This window comes from Bradyrhizobium sp. CCBAU 53338, from assembly GCF_015291665.1.
Lineage (GTDB): Bacteria > Pseudomonadota > Alphaproteobacteria > Rhizobiales > Xanthobacteraceae > Bradyrhizobium.
Genome location: NZ_CP030048.1, coordinates 2,298,598 through 2,319,324, shown reverse-complemented (window position 1 = coordinate 2,319,324; position 20,727 = coordinate 2,298,598). Strand labels below are relative to the sequence as shown.

General features: G+C 64.0%; 20 protein-coding genes. 10 read left to right on the top strand and 10 right to left on the bottom strand.

Annotated features, from left to right (window positions below; genetic code table 11):
* Positions 1–151: 151 nt before the first annotated feature.
* The 5 genes from XH90_RS10905 to XH90_RS10885 form a co-directional block, all read right to left on the bottom strand.
* The gene (locus XH90_RS10905; RefSeq protein ID WP_194481242.1) at positions 152–1,117 is read right to left on the bottom strand and encodes an ABC transporter ATP-binding protein; all 966 of its coding nucleotides are present in this window, start codon (positions 1,115–1,117) and stop codon (positions 152–154) included.
* A complete protein-coding gene (locus XH90_RS10900; RefSeq protein ID WP_194481239.1) occupies positions 1,114–2,088 on the bottom strand; it encodes an ABC transporter ATP-binding protein in 975 nt (324 codons plus the stop codon). The genes XH90_RS10905 and XH90_RS10900 overlap by 4 nt, the downstream gene beginning before the upstream one ends.
* Positions 2,089–2,091: 3 nt before the next feature.
* Complete coding sequence (locus tag XH90_RS10895; RefSeq protein ID WP_194481237.1) at positions 2,092–2,952, bottom strand: ABC transporter permease; 861 nt, start codon at positions 2,950–2,952, stop codon at positions 2,092–2,094.
* Positions 2,949–3,893: an ABC transporter permease gene (locus XH90_RS10890; RefSeq protein ID WP_194481235.1), complete on the bottom strand. Its 945-nt coding sequence runs from the start codon at positions 3,891–3,893 to the stop codon at positions 2,949–2,951. The genes XH90_RS10895 and XH90_RS10890 overlap by 4 nt, the downstream gene beginning before the upstream one ends.
* A gap of 72 nt (positions 3,894–3,965) precedes the next feature.
* Positions 3,966–5,507 carry an ABC transporter substrate-binding protein gene (locus tag XH90_RS10885; protein ID WP_194481234.1) on the bottom strand — a complete coding sequence of 514 codons (1,542 nt, stop codon included), beginning with the start codon at positions 5,505–5,507 and terminating at the stop codon, positions 3,966–3,968.
* A 226-nt stretch (positions 5,508–5,733) separates the two neighbouring features.
* Between XH90_RS10885 and XH90_RS10880 the strand changes: the two genes are divergently transcribed.
* The gene (locus XH90_RS10880; protein ID WP_194481232.1) at positions 5,734–6,690 is read left to right on the top strand and encodes a MurR/RpiR family transcriptional regulator; all 957 of its coding nucleotides are present in this window, start codon (positions 5,734–5,736) and stop codon (positions 6,688–6,690) included.
* 85 nt (positions 6,691–6,775) lie between these two features.
* On the opposite strand, the gene XH90_RS10875 is transcribed toward XH90_RS10880, so the two are convergent.
* Both XH90_RS10875 and XH90_RS10870 read right to left on the bottom strand, forming a co-directional pair.
* The gene (locus XH90_RS10875; RefSeq protein WP_194481230.1) at positions 6,776–9,223 is read right to left on the bottom strand and encodes a TonB-dependent receptor; all 2,448 of its coding nucleotides are present in this window, start codon (positions 9,221–9,223) and stop codon (positions 6,776–6,778) included.
* A 171-nt stretch (positions 9,224–9,394) separates the two neighbouring features.
* Positions 9,395–10,753, bottom strand: a complete 1,359-nt coding sequence (locus tag XH90_RS10870) for a histidine kinase (protein ID WP_194481228.1) — start codon at positions 10,751–10,753, stop codon at positions 9,395–9,397.
* Between the two features lie 196 nt (positions 10,754–10,949).
* Here XH90_RS10870 and XH90_RS10865 point away from each other — a divergent pair, with 196 nt between their 5' ends.
* Both XH90_RS10865 and fghA read left to right on the top strand, forming a co-directional pair.
* Entirely contained in the window at positions 10,950–11,570 is a 621-nt protein-coding gene (locus XH90_RS10865; RefSeq protein WP_194481226.1) for a response regulator transcription factor, read from the top strand.
* 72 nt (positions 11,571–11,642) lie between these two features.
* Positions 11,643–12,488, top strand: a complete 846-nt coding sequence (gene fghA / locus XH90_RS10860; protein WP_194481224.1) for an S-formylglutathione hydrolase — start codon at positions 11,643–11,645, stop codon at positions 12,486–12,488.
* Positions 12,489–12,669: 181 nt separating this feature from the next.
* Here the strand turns inward: fghA and XH90_RS10855 are convergent, their stop codons facing one another.
* On the bottom strand, positions 12,670–13,242 hold the full coding sequence (locus XH90_RS10855; protein WP_194481223.1) for a DUF3280 domain-containing protein: 573 nt from the start codon (positions 13,240–13,242) through the stop codon (positions 12,670–12,672).
* A 61-nt stretch (positions 13,243–13,303) separates the two neighbouring features.
* Between XH90_RS10855 and XH90_RS10850 the strand changes: the two genes are divergently transcribed.
* From XH90_RS10850 to XH90_RS10825, 6 genes are all read left to right on the top strand, one after another.
* Positions 13,304–14,485, top strand: coding sequence for an ABC transporter substrate-binding protein (locus XH90_RS10850; RefSeq protein ID WP_194481221.1), 1,182 nt, complete (start codon positions 13,304–13,306; stop codon positions 14,483–14,485).
* A complete protein-coding gene (locus XH90_RS10845; protein WP_194481219.1) occupies positions 14,470–15,453 on the top strand; it encodes a YVTN family beta-propeller repeat protein in 984 nt (327 codons plus the stop codon). The genes XH90_RS10850 and XH90_RS10845 overlap by 16 nt, the downstream gene beginning before the upstream one ends.
* A complete protein-coding gene (locus XH90_RS10840) occupies positions 15,450–16,256 on the top strand; it encodes an ABC transporter ATP-binding protein (protein ID WP_194481217.1) in 807 nt (268 codons plus the stop codon). Before XH90_RS10845 ends, XH90_RS10840 begins: the two co-directional genes overlap by 4 nt.
* A complete protein-coding gene (locus XH90_RS10835) occupies positions 16,253–17,101 on the top strand; it encodes an ABC transporter permease (RefSeq protein WP_194481215.1) in 849 nt (282 codons plus the stop codon). Before XH90_RS10840 ends, XH90_RS10835 begins: the two co-directional genes overlap by 4 nt.
* The gene (locus tag XH90_RS10830; protein WP_194481213.1) at positions 17,098–17,712 is read left to right on the top strand and encodes a hypothetical protein; all 615 of its coding nucleotides are present in this window, start codon (positions 17,098–17,100) and stop codon (positions 17,710–17,712) included. Before XH90_RS10835 ends, XH90_RS10830 begins: the two co-directional genes overlap by 4 nt.
* 149 nt (positions 17,713–17,861) lie before the next feature.
* Positions 17,862–18,161: a copper-binding protein gene (locus tag XH90_RS10825; RefSeq protein WP_194481211.1), complete on the top strand. Its 300-nt coding sequence runs from the start codon at positions 17,862–17,864 to the stop codon at positions 18,159–18,161.
* A gap of 30 nt (positions 18,162–18,191) precedes the next feature.
* Here XH90_RS10825 and XH90_RS10820 read toward each other — a convergent pair whose 3' ends face one another.
* Positions 18,192–18,752, bottom strand: a complete 561-nt coding sequence (locus XH90_RS10820; protein WP_194481209.1) for a PQQ-dependent catabolism-associated CXXCW motif protein — start codon at positions 18,750–18,752, stop codon at positions 18,192–18,194.
* Positions 18,749–19,582, bottom strand: a complete 834-nt coding sequence (locus XH90_RS10815) for a substrate-binding domain-containing protein (protein WP_246755863.1) — start codon at positions 19,580–19,582, stop codon at positions 18,749–18,751. The genes XH90_RS10820 and XH90_RS10815 overlap by 4 nt, the downstream gene beginning before the upstream one ends.
* Positions 19,583–19,753: 171 nt before the next feature.
* Between XH90_RS10815 and XH90_RS10810 the strand changes: the two genes are divergently transcribed.
* Positions 19,754–20,680: a quinoprotein relay system zinc metallohydrolase 2 gene (locus tag XH90_RS10810; RefSeq protein ID WP_194481205.1), complete on the top strand. Its 927-nt coding sequence runs from the start codon at positions 19,754–19,756 to the stop codon at positions 20,678–20,680.
* The last annotated feature ends 47 nt before the right edge of the window (positions 20,681–20,727 follow it).

Sequence of the window (20,727 nt, the reverse complement as noted above, 5' to 3'; positions counted from 1 at the left end):
ATGCGATCGGGATGACGGATCATCGCCCGCGAGCCTGCCGTTCGCGCACACGATTTCCGAAAACCCGTAGAGTGCTTGACCCGTCGGGCAAAACAGGCGCATAGTGACATCATCGGGATTGCTTGGCTGGCCCTCCCCGCCGCGCGCGCCGTTACAAATTGTGACAGGCAACTATCCTACCGTCAGTGCCGACGGATCGCAATTCGGGGACATCGGCCACGCAGCGATCGCTCGCTATTGGACAACGAGGCGCGTATGCGCAGCCGCTCGGTCGCCTAAACAGGCTTGGCGGTTCACCTGTTTCGATCGCGCCTTGGATCCGCTTCGAGGGATCCGGCTTCGGGATCGCTGCCACCAAGGCTTGCGTATAGGGATGAAGCGGATGATCCAGGACCGTCCGCGTCCCGGCTTGCTCCACGATCCGGCCCATGTACATGACGGCAACGCGACTGCTGATCCGTCCAATCACGCCAAGGTCGTGCGAGATGAACAACATCGACAAGCTCAGCTGCTCGCGCAAGTCCATCATCAGATTGAGCACCTGGGCCTGCACGGACACATCGAGCGCCGAGACCGGCTCGTCGGCGATAACGATGGACGGCGTCGGAAGAATGGCGCGTGCGATACCAACCCGCTGGCGCTGCCCGCCGCTCAGCTCATATGGATAGCGAGCGGCGAACGACGGATCGAGACATACGGCCGTCAACGTGGCTTCTATCGCCGCGCGACGCTCGGCGCGGCTCTTGAAGAAGCCGTTGATGTCGCCGGCTTCCGCCACGGCGTCCCCGACCGCACGCCGCGGGTTGAGCGATGCATAGGGATCCTGGAACACCATCCGGACATTCAGCCGCATCTTACGGAGGCTGGCGCCACGCGCACCGATCACATCGGCTCCCTTGAAGCCGACGGTGCCGCTATCGGGACGGACCAGCCCGACGATGGATCGTCCCACCGTCGTCTTGCCGCAGCCGGATTCCCCGACGATCCCAAGCACCTCGCCCTCGGCCAGCGACAGCGAAGCGCCGTCCACCGCCTGCACCCGGTGTTTCCGTCCAGCGCGCCTGACACCAAAGGAGACTTTCAAATCCCGGACATCGAGAATGGCTTCGCTCCTCATGACGGCCCTCCGCCGTTCAGGGGAAACGCGCAGAGCACCTCGTGTCCCTGCGAGACCTCCGCGCGGGACGGGGCCTCCGTCCGGCAAAGGTCGCGTACGGCGACGCAGCGTGAGGCGAAGACGCAGCCAGCAGCCAGCCTACCGGGTGCCGGCGGCTGGCCAGAGATGGTCGGCAGACGGCGCGCGCTCGGATTTCGCGACGGCATGCAATCCATCAGCCCGCTTGTGTAATGGTGAGCCGGTCTCTTGAACAGCCCGTCGACCGAAGCGGTTTCTACGATCCGGCCCGCATACATGACGGACACGCGATCGGCGAGTTGCGCGATGACCCCCATGTCATGGGTGATGAACAATATCGCCATATCGAGACGATTGCAGAGCTCGCGCAACAGGCCGAGAATCTGGACCTGGATGGTGACATCAAGCGCCGTGGTCGGCTCGTCGGCGATCAGCACCTGGGGCCTGCAGGCAAGAGCGATCGCGATCATCACCCGCTGGCGCTGGCCCCCGGACAATTGATGCGGATAAGCCGACAGTTGCATTTGGGGATCGGGCATACGCACCAGTTCTAGCAGCTCGCGCGCCCGGGAGAGCGCCGCGGCGCCCGAAATTCCCTCATGCACACGCACGGCCTCGGCGATCTGATCGCCGATCCGGCGGACCGGGTTGAGCGATGTCATCGGCTCTTGAAAGATCATGGCCATGCGGCCATGTCCCGCCTCGACACGTTGCCAGGGCTGCAGCCGCGTCACATCGCAGCCATCCAGCATGACCTGCCCGGCCCGAACGCGGGGGCCGGGTTGCGGCAGCAACCCCATGACGGCGAGCGAGGTCATGCTCTTGCCACAGCCGGATTCACCGACGAGCCCGAGTATTTCGCCTTTGGCCAAGCCAAAGGACACGCCGTCGACGATGTCGAGCGCTGCATGCTCCGGTCCCAATGATACCGTAAGATCGCGAACGGATAGCACGGCCTAACCTTTCTCGCCGAAGACCTGACGAAATCGCGGATCGAGGCGATCACGCAGGGCATCGCCGACCAGGTTCAGGGAAAATGCCGTCACCACGATCATCAAGCCCGGAAAGATGAGCAGCCACGGAGCACGCGTGATGAAGGTGCGCGACTCCGCCAGCATATTGCCCCAGCTCGGAATGTCCGGCGGAGCGCCGAGGCCCAGGAAATCGAGTGATGCCGCGCCAAGCTGCGAGAACGCGAAGACGAAGCTGGCCTGTACCAGAAGCGGTGAGACCAGGTTCGGCAGGATGTGCTTGCTGATGAGCCATGGGGTTCCGGCGCCCATGCTGCGCGACGCTTCAACATAGGTTTCGGTACGCAAGCGTAGCGTGAGGCCGTAAACGATGCGCGTCGTCGTCGTCATGTAGCCGAGCCCGATCGCCAGAATCGCATTGGCCACGCTCGGTCCCAGGATCACGATCATCCCAAGTGCCAGCAGCAGCGTCGGAAAGGCCATCAGAACATCGACGATGCGCATCAGCACGTGGCCGAGCCGCGGGAACAGGGCGGAAAGGACACCGATCGGCACGCCCGTGCTGAGAGCGAAGACAACCACGCCCGAACCGATGAGGAGCGCCATGCGCGCCGAGTGGATGACGCGAGACAGCGTGTCCCTGCCAAACTGGTCGGTGCCGAACCAATGGACCGCGTTCGGGGGCGCCAGGCGGATCGCCGGATCGATGGCATAGGGATCAAAAGGCGCGAGCCACGGAGCGAAGGCCGCGGTGAGCACGGTCGCCAACAGGACCGCGAGCCCGACCAGTGCGATCGGGCGGGCGATGAACGGCCGGAGCCACAAGGTTGCGCTGTTGCTGCTCATTGCAACTCGACCCTGGGATCGAGCAGACGGTAGCTCAGGTCGACGATCAGATTGATCAGCAGATACACCACGACGATGACCAGTATGACGCCTTGAATGACGGGATAGTCTCGGCGAAGGATCGATTGAACGACGAGGCGGCCGATCCCGGGCAAGGCAAATACGGTTTCCGTGACGACCGCCTCCGACAGCAATGCGGCGAACGTGAATCCGAACGCCGAGACGACCGCCAGCAGCGCATTTCGCCAGATGTGGCGGCGTACGACCTGCCACGGCCGGATTCCTTTGGCGCGTGCCGTGCGCACGTAGTCCTCGCGGGAGACATCGAGCATGCTTGCGCGCGTCAGCCGCAGGATCAAGGCGGCATTCGGCGCGGCAAGCGCGAGGCTGGGGAGGACGAGATAGCGGAGATTGGCGAGACCGCCTTCGAAGATCGAGGGATATCCTGAGCTCGGAAACCAGCCGAGCCAGGCCGCAAAAATCAGGATCAGATAGAGCCCGACCCAGAACGTGGGTATCGAGGCCATCAACATCGCCCCGCCAGACAAGCCCTGGTCGAGCCACGTGCCGTGCCGGACCGCCGCGATCATGCCGATCGGCACGCCGATGACCGCAACCCAGACCATCGTCATGGTCGCGAGCAGAATGCTGGTCTCGGCGCCATCGGCAATCACCGACAACACCGGTGCCTGGAAGAAGATCGACCGCCCGAGGTCGCCCTCGAGCACATGGCCCATCCAGGTCAAATATTGCAAGAGGATCGGTTGATCGAGGCCGAGCTGATGCCGCAAGGCGTCGATCTGGTCTGGCGTCGCCGTGTCACCAAGTAGGACGTAGATGGGATCCCCTGGCACGACGTGGATGAACGCGAAGATGATGACGGACGCTGCCAGCAGCGTCACAGCCGTCGTTCCCGCGCGCTTGAAAGCGTAAGACCACATATGATTGTGCGCCGATCAGCGGCTACTGCAAGCGCCGGTGCCCGACGCTTCTCGTGGCCTCATTGCCGGTTGCTATTTGGTGGACACGTTCCAGAAGGCTGGACCGTTGGGATTGAGCCCTTTCAGCTTGGGGGACGCGATGTCGTAGGTGTAGGCATCGCCGACCTTCATAACCGGCACCTGTTCGTAGATCAGGGCCTGGATCTTGTCCCAGGTCGCCTTGCGTGCCGCAGGATCGGTCGACTTGATCAGCTCGGCCCGCAGCGTGCCGATCTCGGGGCTGTCCCACCAGCCCGGATAGCTGGCGTTCAGGAAGGTGAGAAGCAGCGGGTCGGGCGAGAATGAATGGTGGGTGACAAAGATGTCCCACTGCTCCGGCTGGCCCCGCATCTTCAGAAGCGTCGCCCAATCGACGACCATCATCTGAACGTTGATCCCGGCGTCAGCCAGCTGGCGCGTGAAGACGGAAGCTTCGTCGTAATGCGCCTGGTAATTTGTCGAGACCAGGAGACGGATCGGCGTCCCTGTATAATCCGCCTCCTTCGCGAGCTCCTTGGCTTTCTTCGCATCATGCGCGCTGTAACCGGAGACGCCTTCCGCCGAGTACCAGGGCGTGCCCTTGGGGAAGATCGATCCTTCCGCGTTCCAGAGGTCCTTGGGCCCGAAGGCGACGCGCAGGGCCTGCGATTTGTCCAACGCGGTCTGGATGGCGCGGCGGAGCTTATAATTGTCCTTCAGAATCCCCTGCTTCGAGTTCATGAAGAAGAGGCCGAAGATCGGCGCGTTCGTGCGCTGCACCTGAACCGATTGGTCCTTGCTCAAGGACTCGTAGAGATCACCGGAGATCATTTCCGCATAATCATAATCGCCGGCCTGCACACCGCTCACGCGCGTGCCGACGTCAGGGACCGGAATGAAGCGGATCTTGTCGAACATGGCGACGCGGGCACCGGCGAAGCCGTCTCCCTTTTCTTGCACCGGCTTATAGCCGTCGAATTTTTCCACCTCGACATAGCGGTTCGGCCGCCACTCCACGAACTTGTATGGTCCGGTCCCGATATAGTCCTTCTGCTCGATCGGCTTATTTCCTGCATTGGTGGCAATGTCTTCCGGATAGATCGCAAGGCCACCATTGACGTCTGCAATCAGAGTCTTCCAGGCGCCGTTCGGCGCCGAGAGCTTCAGCGTGACCTCGTACTTTCCGCTCGCCTCGACCGAGGTGGCGGCGGCCATCAAGAGCTTGCCCCGCGCTCCGTAACTGCCCCAGCGCGTCATCGATGCGACCACGTCCTTGGCAGTCATCTCCTTGCCGTTGTGGAAGAGGATGCCTTCGCGGAGCTTGATGACGATGGTTTTACCGCCGTCCTCCTCGCGATCGCTCTCGGCCAGCAGCGGGCGCGGCGCATAGGTCGAGTCCAGCGCGTACAGGGTTTCGAAGATGTGGCGACCGATGACTGATGCGACGTCGGCTGTCGTCAGCATGACGTCGAGTGGCGGCGGTTCGCCGATGGTGGCTTCGCGTAGGAGTCTGGCCGCACCCGCCTGCGCATTCAGGAACAACGCGGTGGCTGTCACAATGGCGCCACGCATCAAGACACTCAGACCGTATCTCATGATCGCCCCTCCCGATTTGTTAAGTCGCCTGCCTATCCGCGCGGGCTGTGGTCCTGCTGGGGGGATCGGCGGCGGCTTTTCTTTGTTTGAAAGTTACAGACATAATATGCAGGATTTCAAGCAGAAAATTGCTACTCCTTACGACTAAGTCGATGTATCTTTGGTCGGTACTGAAGGTTTCTTACGGGGATTTCGCAGGTTGATCTGACCTGAGGAAGGGCGGGCAATGCCGCGAGCGAAGCGAACTGAACCGGCGAGAACCGCAGCGGCTGTGATCCCGAAGCCCGCAAGCCACGACAATTTCGTCGCCGGCGACGTCATCTCCCTCATCAGGCAGAGCGCGCCGAATCTCAGCCCGTCGGAGCAGCGCGTTGCCACGGCGCTGCTGTCCGATATCGAATTTGCTATTCATGCCAGCAACGCCGAACTCGCCCGTCGCGCGCGCGTGAGCGAGCCGACGGTCACGCGGTTCAGCCGCACCGTGGGCTGCCGCGGAGTCCGTGACCTCAAGGTGCGGCTGGCGCAAGCGATGGCGGTGGGGCGGATCTACGTTGAGCCGCCGCCGCATGTCGGCACGGATCTGGCGCGTCCCGCGTTGTGGCGGTCGGTGTTTCAGGAAATCCGGCGCGCTATTGCCGCCGTCGAGGAGGGACTACGGAAAGAGGACATCGAGAAGGCTGCCGAAACCATCTCCGGCTGCTCGAAACTCGCTGCGTTCGGCGTGGGCGGCGGCTCGACCCTTGCGGCAGCGGAGGTGCAGAACCGCTTTTTTCGTCTTGGGGTCGCCGTCTCTCACGCCTCCGATCCGAGGCTGATGCTGATGATTGCAGCGACCTTCGGTCGCGACGATGTCGTGATTGCCATCTCGACCACAGGTGCGGCGAAAGAGGTGATCGAAGCGGCTAGTATCGCCAAGCACTACGGCGCTCTCGTCGTTGCGATTACCAAGCCGCAAAGCAAGCTCGCCTCGATCGCCGATATCACGCTCGGTGTGCACGTACCGGAAGCGCCGGATGCGCTGAAGCCGACGGCATCACGCTATGCGATTCTTGCGACCATTGATCTGCTCGCCGCCTCGACGGCCTATTGCAAGCCGCTCGAGGCCCAGGGGCGAATGCGGCGGATGAAATACGAGCTGATGAAGCGCAGCGACGGGGACGCCAAAGGGCCGCTGGGCGACTGAGGCGCGCAATCGGCAGATCGAAATTGCTTCGCAGCATTACCGTTGAACGCCAGCCACTTGACGCCCGCCGGTGAGACTTTCCAATTTAAAACGTCACCCGCATCCCCGCATAAAATGCGCGCGGCCTCGCCGGACTCAGCGAGCGCGGGTCGGTGAAGGGGTTTCCGCCGTTGGTGAAGTTCGGCAGAGCGGCGGTGTCGAAGAACTGCCCATAGGTCGCGTACCTGACGTCGAAGATGTTGTCGACCTTGCCGTAGAGCTGGACGTTCCGGGTCACCTGATACGAGGTGTGCAGGTTGAAGACCGTGTAGGATGGCAGCTTGGAATATTGGTTGGATTCGTCGCCGACCAGGTATTGGCTGGAGACGAACAGCGCATTGCCGCCAACCTTCCATTCGTCGGTGACGGCGTAGTCGACACCGACCTTGACGCGGTGGCGCGGGATCGCGGGGATCTGGTTGCCGGGCAGGACCTGGATGTTGCCGTCGGCATCGGCGAACGGGCTGTTGGAGCCGAGCGTCAATGCGTCGAGGAAGCGTGCGTCGACGAAGGTGTAGCTCGCCTGGAACTGGAGCGTCTGCGATTTGATGTTGACCTCGGCCTCGAGGCCCTGCCGCCGTGTCCTGCCGACATTGGTGAAGTAGCCGAAACCGGTTCTATCAGGAGCGGGGACGGCCAGGATGTCATCGTAATTGGTGGCGCGGAAGCCGCCGATCTTCCAGCCGAGCGTGCCGATGGTCAATTCCCTGGTGCCGCGCAGGCCGGCTTCCACGGTCTTGGACACGACCTGCTTGAGCGGCGGGTCGGAGACCAGAAACGCCGCGATCAGACAGGGATTGTTCGGATCGGCGCAGCCGAGCTCGAGCGGTGTCGGCACGCGGTTGGCCTCGGAATAGCCGGCATAGGCGGTCAGCTCCGGCGTGATCTTGTAGGTGCCGCCGATGACCGGATTGAACCGCGTGTAGGTGTAGTCGCCGTTGAGCGCAGTGCCGAGCTGGTCCTCCAGCGAGATACGCGCGACGTTGAATCGGCCTCCGCCAGTGATCGCGAAGGCATCCGTGACGTTGAACGTGTCCATCGCATAGACGCCGTTGTATTGGTTGACGGTCCGCAGCGAGACGGGACCGGCAAAGCCGGTCGCGATCGTGCCTGTCGGTCCCAGGAAAAGACCGCTGCCGCTCACGACATAGTTCTCTCCGATCGAGCCGATCTCCGCGGTGGCATCGTAGCGCGTGACGCCGGCATCGTAGGTCGTGCCCATCACGAAGCGGTTCTCGTGCCCGAACAGCTGATCGGTGTTGGTGGCCTGCCCCGAAACGCCGAAGCTGGTCGACCGTATCGAGCTCCGGTCGATCTCGCCGAGGATCGTTCCCGGCGCAAAGGGATTGCCAAGCTGAACGCCGTTGATGCCATTCGCGGGCGTCGCGCCGTCGCCGAAGCACAGCAGCGTCGCGTCCGCCGTGCACTCGGTTACGTCGGTCGGATTGCCGTCGACGATCTTCTGCTCGTACCGGCGCACATGCGCGGTGCCTTCGAGCGTCCAGGTCGGCGTCGCGTCGGCCTTGGCGGTCAGGTTGAGATAGCCGACGCGGTTCGAGCTGGTCTGCGGTGTCGTATAGGTCGCGCCCCAGTAGTTGTTCAGGAGTTCGGCCGGAACGGTGGCGTTGGCGCCGAAATCGTTCTTGGCGACGCCCATGTTGACGTGGAATTCGCTGTCGCCCGCCTTGTAGCCGACGTCGCTGTAGAAGCGCCGCACGTCCGATTGGGAGAAGTTGCGGAAGCCGTTGTCATGCAGGCCTTCGAGCGCGGCGTAGATGCCCCAGTTCCGGTCGACCTGCCTGCCCCATTGCGCCGAGCCCTGCATGCGGCCGAACGAGCCGCCCATGACGTCGAGCTCCGCGCCTTGATAGGTGAAGCCGTCCTTCATTTGCAGATTGATCGCGCCCCCGAGTGCGTTGAGGCCGAAGACGGGGTTGTTAGTCACCAGCGTCGCCGACCTGATCGCCGCAGTCGGAATCAGGTCCCAGTTGACGGCGTCCGAGAAGGCTTCGTTGATGCGCACGCCGTTCTGGTACACCGCGAGGCCTTGCGGCGTGCCTGTTACAGGCGAGGCTATGAAGCCGCGAAACTCGACGTTGGGCTGGAACGGGTTGCCGGTGACCTCGCTGATGCTGACGCCGGCGATGTTGTCGCGCAGCGCATCGGTGACGTTGAGCGAGCCGGTGCGCTTGATCTGGTTGGCGTCGACGGCGTTGATCGCCGACGGGACCTTGTCGACATCGAGACCTCGGCCGGTGCCGGGCGCGGTTGGATAGACGTAGATCCTGCCACTGCTCCTCGGCTTGCCGGAATTGACAGCAGCGCGCGCGACCGGGCGCGGCGCGCTGCGGCGCGCCGTCGGCTGCGGCGCCACCACTTCGACCGCGGGCAAATTCTGGACATTGGTCTCCTCGTCCTGCGCGGCCATCACCACGCCGGTCGAAAGCACCAGCCCCGTCGACATCGAGGCGATCAAAAGCTTTCGCGCACCCATCCCCTGCCGTCCCACTTCCCAAGCGTCGGCTGTTTTGAACCTCGCCGATTGCGTGGAGAAGTGTAGTCGGCCCTGACGGATGCACTAGCCACAAAAGGTCCGGCATTGTCCGCACCCTTTTTCCCGACCAAATCGGGAATTTTTCCCGATCGGGATTTGTCCAGGGTGCGATCAGGCTGCCGCAGTCGGAACCAGCGCCTCGACGGTGACACCACCCTCGCCCGAGGCAACGTTGAGCGTGCCGCCGAGCGCCAGAATGCGCTCGCGCATGCCGACGAGACCGAAGCCGAGCTTCTGACCCGGCTCCATGCCGCGGCCGTTGTCGCTGACCCGCACCCGCGCACAGAAGCGGCCGTCGCGGCCCGGCTGCTCCGCAGGCTCGATCGCCACGACGATCGCGGTCGCACCCGCGTGGCGGAACGCGTTGGTGAGCGCCTCCTGCACCACGCGGTAGATGGTGAGGTCGGCGGTCTCCCCGGTGACGCCAAGTGCCGGCGAGATCGTGGTCTCGATGGTGACGTCGGGATGCGATTCCCGCCACAGCCGCGACAGCGATTCCAGCGCCTTGCCGAGACCGAGCTCGGCGAGGCCGACCGGCCGGAGCCGCTCCAGCACGCGACGGGTGAACTGCTGCAGCGCGTTGATCTGCTCCAGCAGCGCGCCACCGTGCTTGCGCACGGCCTCCGCGCTCGGCGCACGTCCGTCGGCGAGCTTTGCCAGTGCGCTGGCATGCGCGCGCAGCGAGAACAGATATGGCCCGAACTCGTCATGCAGCTCGCGTGCGATCTCCTTGCGCTCGACGTCCTGGAGCGACACCGCCCGCTCGGCAAGCCGCCGCTTGTCCTCGACCGCCTCCCCGAGCGTTGCCGCCAGATGATTGAGCCGGGTGCAGATCGCAGCGAGCTCAGGAGCGCCTCCAGGGTTGACGCGCGCGTCGTAGTGACCGTCCTCGAGCTCGCCCATGGTCTGCGCCAGTGATTCCAGCGGCGCGAGCGCCCGGCCGACCACCGTCATCATCACCAGGAACAGGACCAGCGCGATGACGGAGCCGACCTCGAGCTGCGTGACGATGGCGTCCCAGATCTCGGCGATCTCGTCGTTGGGATGCGAGGTGATCATCAGCGAGCCGGGCTTGCCATGGACCGAGACCGGCACGCTGACGGCTGTCTGCTCGGGGTGAACGAGGCTGACGAACCAGGCCGGCGGACCGGGCGTCTCGTCGTCGGTATCAGGACGCGGCGGCGTCAGCGGGTTCCCGCCGGCGTCGCGGAGCGCGATGCTGACATGGCGCAGGCGATTGAGGTCGTGCGCGATCTGGTTCAACCGGGCATCCGGATCCGGCGCCTCGTTGAGATCGGCAACGATCATCTCGATGAACTCGCGCGCCAGCCGGATCACGCTCTGGTCCTCGGCCTGCACGCGCGGCCCCGCTTCCGCGACCTGACGGCCGATGTTGACGGCGAGCCCGAGCGCAAGCAGCAGCGCCAGCAGAAGGTTGATGCGCCCACGCAAGGATAGATTTTGCCACATTGCTTTCGCCCGTGTCCCAGCAACGATCGCTCACGCCTGTCCGACGACGTTGACAGGGACGAAGCGGCCGATATCTAATCGGAAGCGTACAGCAATCCCGGCCGGGTTGCATGACCGGACATGAGACGCGTGTTTGTCTCGGTCGGTATCATGCGGCGCGAAAACGAAGAGTCCGGCGCTGTCACGGGGAACGCCTATGCGCATTCTGATCGTCGACGATCATCCCATTGTCGCCTCCGGCTGCCGCGCCGTGCTGGCCGACGAGGGCCAGATCGAGATCCTGGAGGCCGCCGACGCCGAGGACGGCGAGAGCGTCTTCATCGTCGAGCGCCCGGACCTCTGCGTCATCGACATCAACCTGCCGACCGTCTCCGGCTTCGAGCTCGCGCGCCGCATCCTCGAGCGTGCGCCGGAGGCCCGCATCATCATGTTCAGCATGAACGATGATCCGGCCTTCGCCGCGCGCGCAATCGAGTGCGGCGCCAAGGGCTACGTGTCCAAGACCGGCGACCCCGATGATCTCGTCGAAGCGATCCGCACCGTCGGCGCCGGCGGCACCTATCTGCCGAGCGCGATCGCGCGCAGCATCGCCTTTGCAGGGCCGACCCTGACGCAGAGCCCGCTGTCGAAGCTGAACGCGCGCGAGATGGAGATCTTGCGGCTGCTCAGCGCGGGAAAAAGCCTGTCCGAGATCGCCTGGCTGGTGCAATCGTCCTACAAGACGGTCGCCAATACCTCCTCGATCATGCGCCAGAAGCTCGGGGTCAAGACTTCGGTCGAGCTGGTGAGGCTGGCGATCGACAGCGGCGTGGCCTAAAAGCACGCCACGAATTTCGGTCATACAGGCATTGCATTCTCGATGTGGTGAGATGCCACGGAGCTATCAGGCATGACGATCCAGACTGTCTCGACCAACCGATCCCATGGCGGCGTGCAGGGCGTGTACCGCCATGCGAGCCAGGCGACCGGAACCGACATGGTGTTCTCGGTCTATGTTCCACCGCATGCCGACGGCGCCAGGCTTCCCGTGGTCTGGTATCTCTCCGGCCTCACCTGCACCCATGCCAACGTCACCGAGAAGGGCGAATTCCGCAGAGCCTGCGCCGAGCTCGGCCTGATCTTCGTCGCCCCCGACACCTCACCGCGCGGACCCGACGTGCCGGGCGATGCCAACAACGCCTATGATTTCGGCCTCGGCGCCGGCTTCTATGTCGATGCGACCGAAGCGCCGTTCGCACGCAACTACCGCATGTGGAGCTATGTCACCGACGAATTGCCCAAGATAGTATCGGGAAACTTTCCCGTCGATGCCAGGCGGCAATCGATCATGGGCCATTCCATGGGCGGTCATGGCGCGCTGACCGTGGCGCTGCGCAACCCGCACCGCTATCGCGCCGCGAGCGCGTTCGCCCCGATCGTGGCGCCGTCACAGGTGCCCTGGGGCGTCAAGGCGCTGACCGGCTATCTCGGGCCGAACAAGGAGGCCTGGCGCAGCCACGACACGGTGGCGCTGATCGAGGACGGCGCGAAATATTCGGGCTTCCTGGTCGATGTCGGAGAGGCCGACAATTTCCTGAAGGAACAGCTCAAGCCCGAATTGCTGCAGGCGGCCTGCACCAAGGCCAACATCCCGCTGACGCTGCGACGGCAGCCGGGCTATGACCACAGCTATTATTTCATCTCGACCTTCATGAGCGACCATCTGCACTGGCATGCGGAGCGATTGAAGGGGTAGTTTTCGTTGCTCCTCTTCCCTTCTCCCCTTGTGGGAGAAGGGAAGAGGAGCCCCGGATGAGGGGTTGTTTCCACTCGCGAAGCTGTCCGTGAGGATAGATACCTCTCACCCGGCTTCGCTTCGCGAAGCCACCCTCTCCCACAGGGGGAGAGGGTACAGCGGAGCTAACGGAAAGAAGGATCTACTCCGGCCTGCCGTAATTCGGCGCCAGCAGGCGGTTGCGGATCAGATAACTCATCGTGCGCGACCAGGATTCGTCGGTGTTGCCGCGCATGTCGGCGCTGGCCGCCGTGATCATCTTGCCGGTCTTCACGTCGCGCAGATAGATGTTGAGATTGATGATCAGGTTCGAGACCTTCTGCACCATGCCGGTGATCTCGAGGTCCGCACCCAACTGTCCGGCCAGCTTGAGGTCGCAGCCGCCGCAGGCCTGCAGATTGCTGTGATGGGCGGCATCCCTGATGGGCGAGATATCAAGCAGCTGGAACCGGCCTGACTCAGCTAGTTCCTTGCGCAGCTGCTCGCTGATATGCGCAAGCCGCACCTCCTCGGGCTTCGAGCCGTAGAATTCGCCGGGCAGGCTGGTGTCGATCAGCTCGAAGTCGAACACCGCAAGTTTCGGCGGATCGGCGAATGCGGCCGATCCCGTCAACAGCAATGCGGCGAAACACAGCAGCGCTCGCACGATCGTGATTCCTGCGCTCGCGCGCGCGAGGACGAAATGCGGGGTTGCAAGCCTTGCCAAATCGGTCATGCTTCCAGCAGAAACAATTCTCCACCGGCGGTCAAGCCGGGGAGGATTTTTTGGAGGAAGCATGATCCGATGGTTGCTCGGCCCGATCGGCCTGTGTCTGGCGGCGATGCAAGCGCTCGCCGCCGACCCGGTTACGATCGGCGTCGGCTATCTCGGGGTTGCCGGTACCCGATCGACGCTGTCGCTGGTCGAGCAGCCCGCCGAGAATGACGGCGTCGCCGGCGCCAGGCTCGCGATCGAGGACAACAACACCACCGGAAAGTTCACGGGCCAGCGCTTCACGCTGGAGGAGCGCCGCATCAAGGAAGGTGAGGACGTGGTCCAGGCCGCGACCGCCCTTGCCGACAAGAACGGCTTCATCATTGCCGACCTGCCAGCCGAAGCGCTTCTGAAAGTGGCCGATGCCTTGCGCGATCGCGGCACGCTGCTGTTCAACGCCGGCGCCATCGACGAGCGGCTGCGCGAGGCCGATTGTCGCGCCAACGTCATCCACACCGCGCCGACACGCTCGATGCTGGCGGATGCGCTCGGCCAATACCTGGTGTGGAAGAAATGGTCGCGCTGGCTTCTGGTGGTCGGCTCGCATGACGAGGACAAGCTCTACGCCGATGCGCTCCGGCGCGCCGCCACGCGCTTCGGCGCCAAGATCGTGCAGGAACGCACCTTCGAGGACAAGGGTGGCGCACGCCGCACGGACTCCGGGGTGACATTGATCCAGCGGCAGATGCCGGTGTTCACCCAGCAAGCACCCGCTTACGACGTGCTGGTCGCCGCCGACGAGAGCGAGGTGTTCGCCGCCTATCTGCCCTATCGCACCTGGGATCCCCGCCCTGTCGCGGGCTCGGCCGGTCTGATGCCGCGCAGCTGGGACGCCGCGCAGGACCAGTGGGGCGCGATCCAGATGCAGAACCGCTTCATGAAGCTGAACTCACGGCGCATGACCGCGCTCGACATGCAGGCCTGGACCGCGGTGCGCATGATCGGCGAGGCTGCCTCGCGGACCAATTCCGGCGACGTCAAGAAGGTCACCGACTTCATCAAGGGACCCAACTTCGAGGTCGCCGCCTTCAAGGGCACAAGGCTCACCCTGCGCGACTGGAATCTGCAGCTCCGCCAGCCGATCCTGCTGGTCGACGGCCGCATGGTGGTGTCGGTGTCGCCGCAGGAAGGATTTCTGCACCAGGTCTCCGAGCTCGACACGCTCGGCTACGATCGCCCGGAGAGCAAATGCAAGCTGAAATGAGGACACGGATGTTGCGCGTGGGATTGCTGTCCGGACTGGTGCTGGCGGCGGCGCCCGCGCATGCCTTCGTCGCCTATGTCTCGAACGAGAAGAGCAACACGGTGTCGGTGATCGACACCGAGAGCTGGACCGTGACGCAAACCATCAAGGTCGGCCAGCGCCCGCGCGGCATCGAGTTCACGCGTGACGGCAAATTCGTCATGGTCGCGGTCGGCGACGACGACACCATCCAGCTGATCGACGCCAAGACGCAGGCGATCGTCGACACCCTGCCCTCCGGTCCCGACCCTGAATTGTTCACCCAGGATGCCGCCGGCAAGACGCTCTATGTCGCCAACGAGAACGACAACACGGTCACCGTGATCGATCTGGAGAAGCGCGCCCGCCTCGGCGACATCCAGGTCGGCGTCGAGCCCGAAGGCATGACCGTCAGCCCCGACGGCAAGATTCTGATCAACACGTCCGAGACGACCAACATGGCGCACTTCATCGATACGGGATCGCGCCAGATCGTCGCCAACGTGCTGGTCGATCCGCGCCCACGCTTCGCCGAGTTCAAGCACGACGCGTCCGAATTGTGGGTGTCGTCGGAGATCGGCGGCACGGTGTCGGTCGTCGATCCCCAAAAGCACGAGGTGATCGGCAAGGTCAATTTCGAGATCCCGGGCCTGCGGAAGGAGGCGATCCAGCCGGTCGGCATCGGCATGACCAAGGACGACAAGACCGCCTTCGTCGCGCTCGGCCCCGCCAACCGCATCGCCGTGGTCGACACCGCCACGCGCAAGGTGACGAAATATCTGCTGGTGGGCCAGCGCGTCTGGCACATGGCGTTCACGCCGGACGAGAAATATCTGCTCACCACCAATGGCGTCTCCAACGACGTTTCCGTCATCGACGTCGCCGCGCAGAAGGTGATCAAGACCATTCAGGTGGGCGAACTGCCCTGGGGCATCACGATCGCGCCATGACCAGCCCCGCACCCATCGCCGAACCACGCGAGACGCCACGGCCCGATCCGGCCGCGATGCCGGCGCTGTCGATCGACGGCGTCAGCCATTCCTACGGCCCGCGCCGCGCGCTCATCGACGTCTCCTTCGACGTGCAGCCGGCGAGCTTCACCGCGCTGCTCGGCCTCAACGGCGCCGGCAAGAGCACGCTGTTCTCGCTGATCACCCGCCTGTTCGGCATTCAGAGCGGCCGCGTTTCCATCTTCGGCCACGACATCAGCAAGAGCCCGGGCGAGGCGCTGCGTCTTCTCGGCGTCGTGTTCCAGCCGCGCACGCTCGATCTCGATCTGTCGCTGACGCAGAACCTGCTCTATCACGCGGCGCTGCACGGCATCAGCCGCCGCGAAGCGGCCGCGCGCAGCGCCGAGTTGCTCGCGCGCATTGGCCTGGCTGACCGCGCCGGCAGCAAGGTGCGCGATCTCTCCGGCGGGCAGATGCGGCGGCTGGAGATCGCCCGCGCGCTGCTGCATCGCCCGCGGCTGTTGCTGCTGGACGAGCCGACCGTCGGCCTCGACGTCAAGGCGCGCGCGGACATCATCAGCCATGTCCGCCAGCTCGTCACCGAGCAAGGCATCGGCGTGCTCTGGGCGACGCATCTGTTCGACGAGATCATGCCCAGTGACGACCTCGTGGTGCTGCACCAGGGCAAGGTGCTGGCTCAGGGCCCGATGGCCCGCGTCATCGCGGAGGCCGGCGCACAGGACGTCAACACCGCCTTCATGCGCCTGACGGGCGCGCAAGCGGTGCCGGGAGGCGGCGCATGAGCAGCATCACCACGCGCGAGGCGCCGCGCGGCTTCTCGGCCTCCGAGTACATGACCTGCCTCACCGGCATCGTCTGGCGCGAAGGGCTGCGCTTCCTGCATCAGCGCGAGCGCTTCGTCTCGGCGCTGGTGCGGCCGCTGGTGTGGCTGTTCATCTTTGCCGCCGGTTTCCGCCAGGTGCTCGGCATCTCCATCATCCCGCCTTACGAGACCTACATCCTCTACGAGGTCTTCATCGCGCCCGGCCTGATGGCGATGATCCAGCTTTTCAACGGCATGCAATCCTCACTCTCGATGGTGTACGACCGCGAGATGGGCAATATGCGCACCCTGCTGGTGAGCCCGCTTCCGCGCGGTTTCCTGCTGTTCTGCAAGCTGCTGGCGGGCACCGCGGTGTCGCTGCTCCAGGTCTACGCGTTCCTGATCATCGCCTGGTTCTGGGACATCACGCCGCCCCCGATCGGCTACCTCACCGTGCTCCCGGCGCTGATCCTGTCGGGGCTGATGCTGGGTTCGCTCGGCATGCTGATCTCATCGGGCATCAAGCAGCTCGAGAACTTTGCCGGCGTGATGAACTTCGTCATCTTCCCGATGTTCTTTGCGTCATCCGCGCTGTACCCGCTCTGGCGCGTGCAGGAGGGCAGTCCTTATCTCTATTATGTCTGCCAGGCCAATCCGTTCACGCATGCGGTCGAGCTGATCCGCTTCGCGCTGTATGGACAGATCAACTGGATCTCGCTGGCCGTGGTCGGGGCCTGCACAATCGTCTTCATGATCGGCGCGATTTTCGCCTATGATCCCTCGCGCGGGCTGGCACGGCGCGGGCCGGCGGGAGGCGAAGGATGAGCGTTCGGACCCTTGCCATGGCAGCCCTTGCGTTTGCGGTCTCGACCGTTGCCGCATACGCCGCCGATCCGCGCTATCCCAACTGGCCCTGCGCGCAGGCCAAGGTGCCGGAGATCTCGCTCGCGGCCGTCTGGGCCGGCCCCGCGCTCGACGACGCCGAGACCAAGTGGAAGGACGACAGCAAGGTCAGCGCGCTGGTCTCCAAGCTTGCGGCCCGCAAGACGCCGCTGGACGAGGCGGAAAAATCAGTGAAGGAGTTCTTGGCCGGTTCCGCCGCCGACAAGACCGCCAATGCAAAACTGCTGTTCGCCGGCCTGTTCGACACGCTCAACGCCCAGCGCTCCCAGGTCATGAGCGGGCTCGAGCGCGTCAGCCACAAGCAGCGCGAGGCCGCCGACAAGATCCGTGAGGAGACCATCCAGCTTCAGGCGCTCCAGGACGCAACGCCGCGCGACGACGCCAAGGTCGACGCCATGAGCAACCAGCTGATCTGGGAAACCCGCATCTTCGAGGACCGTCGCAAGGTGGTGCGCTTCGTCTGCGAGGTTCCGACCACGATCGACCAGCGCCTCTTCGCGCTCGGCCGCGTCATCCAGCAGGAAATGGAATAGCGCGGGCCTTAGAACGTCAATCCTGCTGACGACTTTCAGATAAGTTCCCGCGATATCAACGCGATCGTTAATGTTTGCGGCGCTATCTGCCGGAACCAAATCGATCTAGGATGGCTTGTCCTGTGAATCTCCAGCAACGGGAGGGCTCGATGGGAACAGCAAAATTCATCCTCGCAGGTGCTGCGGCCGTCACGGTGCTGGCATCCAGTGCCTTTGCTGACGACATGACCGGGATGGTCACCGGCATCAACAGGCTCAACAACACGATCTCGATCCAGCAGACGCAGAAGGGCACGGTCGGCGGCAGCGCCGGCGGCGCCGGCGCGCTCCAGCAGTACAAGGCCAAGGACGCCGCGATGCTGGATGCCGTCCATGCCGGCGACAGGGTGACTTATGCCGTCACGAACACCGACGGGTCGGGCACATTGACGAAGTTGCAGAAGCAGTAGGGCTTACCGCTCCCCGACCGAGGCACTGCTTCACTGCTCCGGCCGCGGCTCGGGTTGCGCGTCCTCCGTCGGCAGCCTCGCTTGCTCCCAGCCGTCGGTGCCATCGGGATACCAGGCAACGTTGGTATAGCCGGAAGCCAGCGCGCGCTTGGCGGCGTTCCAGGACATCCAGCAATCGGCGAGGCAATAGATCACGAGCAGCGCGGCCTTGTCGCCGTGCGAGGCCTGCGTGAGCCCGCGCTGCAGATAATCGTCCATGACCGGCGGCAGCGCACCGTAGCCGGTGTCCGGCAGCCAGATGCTGCCGGGAATGTTTTTCCGAGGCGTATCGCGCCACACCGTGCCTGCAGGAAGATTCTTCGGCTTGGGCGCGCGCGGCAACACGTCGACGAAGGCGCCACTCTTCGCCCGCCAGATCGCCTCGGCTTCCGCGGTCGTCAGCACGCGCGCGCCCTCGAGCGTCGCCGGCACCGGCGCGCGGTAATTGTCGGTGCGATAGCCGTCCGGCTCGAACGGCTCCTGCTGCCGCTGCGCCAAAGCCGGCACCACGAGGGCGGCGGCGAGGAACGCAGCGGCAAGAGGCCGTCTCATGGCGCCTTTCCGGCCGCCTCCACAGCGAGCGGCCGATCGTTCTCGTCGAGCAGAGGCACGCCAAAGTCGATCAGAATCTTGTTGATCTCGCCCTGGTTCTCCTGGATCAACTTATTGAGCTGCCGCTTCCAGTTCTGGTCGGCGGCGCGCACGCCCATGCCGATGCGATAGACCAGTTTGGGACCGGTGGTTTCCTTCACCAGCGGCGTCACGTGCAGCGCGCCGGCTTTCTTGGCATAGTAGCCCGCCATCGGTCCCCACAGCACGCCGGCGTCGATTTTCCCCGAGGTAAGATCGTCGATCATAGCCTGTGCCGAGTTGTCGTAGCGCGTGTCGATCATCAACGGATAGGGCTTTGCGTCACGCATGAGCCCGGCGATCGCCATGTTGGTCGCCGGCGGCGTACCGGCGATGATACCGACATGCTTGCCTTTCAGCTTTGGATCCTCGAGCGTGTCGACATCCTCGAGTCCGCTGCCGGCCTTGGCAACCAGCGCATAAGTCGTGCGGTAATAGGGATTGGTGCCCTGCGCGATGTCGTCGCCCTGCGGGAAGCCCATGATGACGTCGCAGCGATGCGCGCCCAGCGTCATGCGCACGAAGCCCGTGGCTTGCGGGAAGAACACGTAGTCGAGCTTCTTCTGGAGCTTGCCGGCGAACAGCTCGGCGAGCTTGTTCTCGATGCCCTCGCCCTTCTCGTTGGAGAACGGCATGTTGCGCGGGTCGGCGCAGACGCGCAGCACCTTGGGGTCGACCAGCTCGAACGAGAGATCACCACCGTCACTCGTCTGCGCGCGGGCGACGTCGCCGATCGCACAAGACGCCACCATCACACAGAGTGTAAACAACCAGCGACGATGTCGTCCGGCCTCCATCGCGCTTCCTCCTCATTTCGTTCGAATGCTATCCATGCAAGGCAGGACGCACCATGTGTGCCAAACTTCGCGCTGGCTTCGTTGTGTTGCAGTGCAATGCGGCGAAACCTGAACTGAGGCGGAAAAGTGTCGCATCTCACGTCAAAGATCGCAGCCCTGTCGCTGCTGGCGGCAGCGACGCTAGCACGCGCCGGAGCGGGTGAATTGCCTGTGAGCGAAGTCGCGACCGGAATCTTCGTGCACTCCGGGGCCATCGCCCTGATGACCCGCGAAAACGAGGGTGACATTGCCAATGTCGGATTCATCGTCGGCAAGGACGCGGTGGCCGTGATCGATACCGGCGGCAGCCGTCGCGAGGGCGAGGAACTGCTTGCGGCGGTGCGGTCCCATACCGACAAGCCGATACGCTATGTCATCAATACCCACGGCCATCCGGACCACGTCTTCGGCAATGCAGCTTTTGTCGCGGAAGGAACCAGCTTCGTCGGTCACAACAGGCTGCCACAGGCGCTGGCAACGCGCGGGCCGTATTATCTCGATAATTTCCGGCGCATCATGGGCGCCGAGTTGATCGATCCCGTGAAGATCGTGCCGCCGACCGTGCTAGTCAAGGACGCCATGACGCTCGATCTCGGATCGCGCCTGATAACCTTGCGGGCATGGCCGGCCGCGCACAGCGACAGCGATCTGACAGTGTTCGACGAGACGACGAAAACGTTGTTTGCGGGCGACCTGGTCTTTCTCCGCCACATTCCGGTGATGGACGGCAGCATCCGCGGCTGGCTTGGCCTGCTGAAGGAACTGGAGGCCGTTCCGGCCGTCCGCGTCATTCCCGGTCACGGCCCTGTGAGCGATTGGCCTGCCGCACTGTCGGATGAGCGGCGTTATCTTTCGACGCTGCTGTCGGACGTCCGTACCTCCAACAAGAAGGGCGAGCAGATCCGGACCGCAGCCGACAAGGCGGCCGCGACGGAGCGGCCGAATTGGGAACTGTTCGACGACTACAACGCCCGCAACGCAACCGCAGCATTTTCTGAAATTGAATGGGAGTAGCGGGCGCGCTACCTTTGTCGGACGACAGCTTCGACCGTGCGAGACCA

Coding starts and splice junctions, on each gene's coding strand:
- XH90_RS10905 (WP_194481242.1), bottom strand. CDS start 1,117: ATGAGGAGCGAAGCCATTCTCGATGTCCGGGATTTGAAAGTCTCCTTT.
- XH90_RS10895 (WP_194481237.1), bottom strand. CDS start 2,952: ATGAGCAGCAACAGCGCAACCTTGTGGCTCCGGCCGTTCATCGCCCGC.
- XH90_RS10815 (WP_246755863.1), bottom strand. CDS start 19,582: ATGGTGGCGTCTTGTGCGATCGGCGACGTCGCCCGCGCGCAGACGAGT.
- XH90_RS10840 (WP_194481217.1), top strand. CDS start 15,450: ATGACCAGCCCCGCACCCATCGCCGAACCACGCGAGACGCCACGGCCC.
- XH90_RS10825 (WP_194481211.1), top strand. CDS start 17,862: ATGGGAACAGCAAAATTCATCCTCGCAGGTGCTGCGGCCGTCACGGTG.
- XH90_RS10880 (WP_194481232.1), top strand. CDS start 5,734: ATGCCGCGAGCGAAGCGAACTGAACCGGCGAGAACCGCAGCGGCTGTG.
- XH90_RS10830 (WP_194481213.1), top strand. CDS start 17,098: ATGAGCGTTCGGACCCTTGCCATGGCAGCCCTTGCGTTTGCGGTCTCG.
- XH90_RS10850 (WP_194481221.1), top strand. CDS start 13,304: ATGATCCGATGGTTGCTCGGCCCGATCGGCCTGTGTCTGGCGGCGATG.
- XH90_RS10875 (WP_194481230.1), bottom strand. CDS start 9,223: ATGGGTGCGCGAAAGCTTTTGATCGCCTCGATGTCGACGGGGCTGGTG.
- XH90_RS10845 (WP_194481219.1), top strand. CDS start 14,470: ATGCAAGCTGAAATGAGGACACGGATGTTGCGCGTGGGATTGCTGTCC.
- XH90_RS10835 (WP_194481215.1), top strand. CDS start 16,253: ATGAGCAGCATCACCACGCGCGAGGCGCCGCGCGGCTTCTCGGCCTCC.
- fghA (WP_194481224.1), top strand. CDS start 11,643: ATGACGATCCAGACTGTCTCGACCAACCGATCCCATGGCGGCGTGCAG.
- XH90_RS10870 (WP_194481228.1), bottom strand. CDS start 10,753: ATGTGGCAAAATCTATCCTTGCGTGGGCGCATCAACCTTCTGCTGGCG.
- XH90_RS10890 (WP_194481235.1), bottom strand. CDS start 3,893: ATGTGGTCTTACGCTTTCAAGCGCGCGGGAACGACGGCTGTGACGCTG.
- XH90_RS10820 (WP_194481209.1), bottom strand. CDS start 18,752: ATGAGACGGCCTCTTGCCGCTGCGTTCCTCGCCGCCGCCCTCGTGGTG.
- XH90_RS10855 (WP_194481223.1), bottom strand. CDS start 13,242: ATGACCGATTTGGCAAGGCTTGCAACCCCGCATTTCGTCCTCGCGCGC.
- XH90_RS10885 (WP_194481234.1), bottom strand. CDS start 5,507: ATGAGATACGGTCTGAGTGTCTTGATGCGTGGCGCCATTGTGACAGCC.
- XH90_RS10865 (WP_194481226.1), top strand. CDS start 10,950: ATGCGCATTCTGATCGTCGACGATCATCCCATTGTCGCCTCCGGCTGC.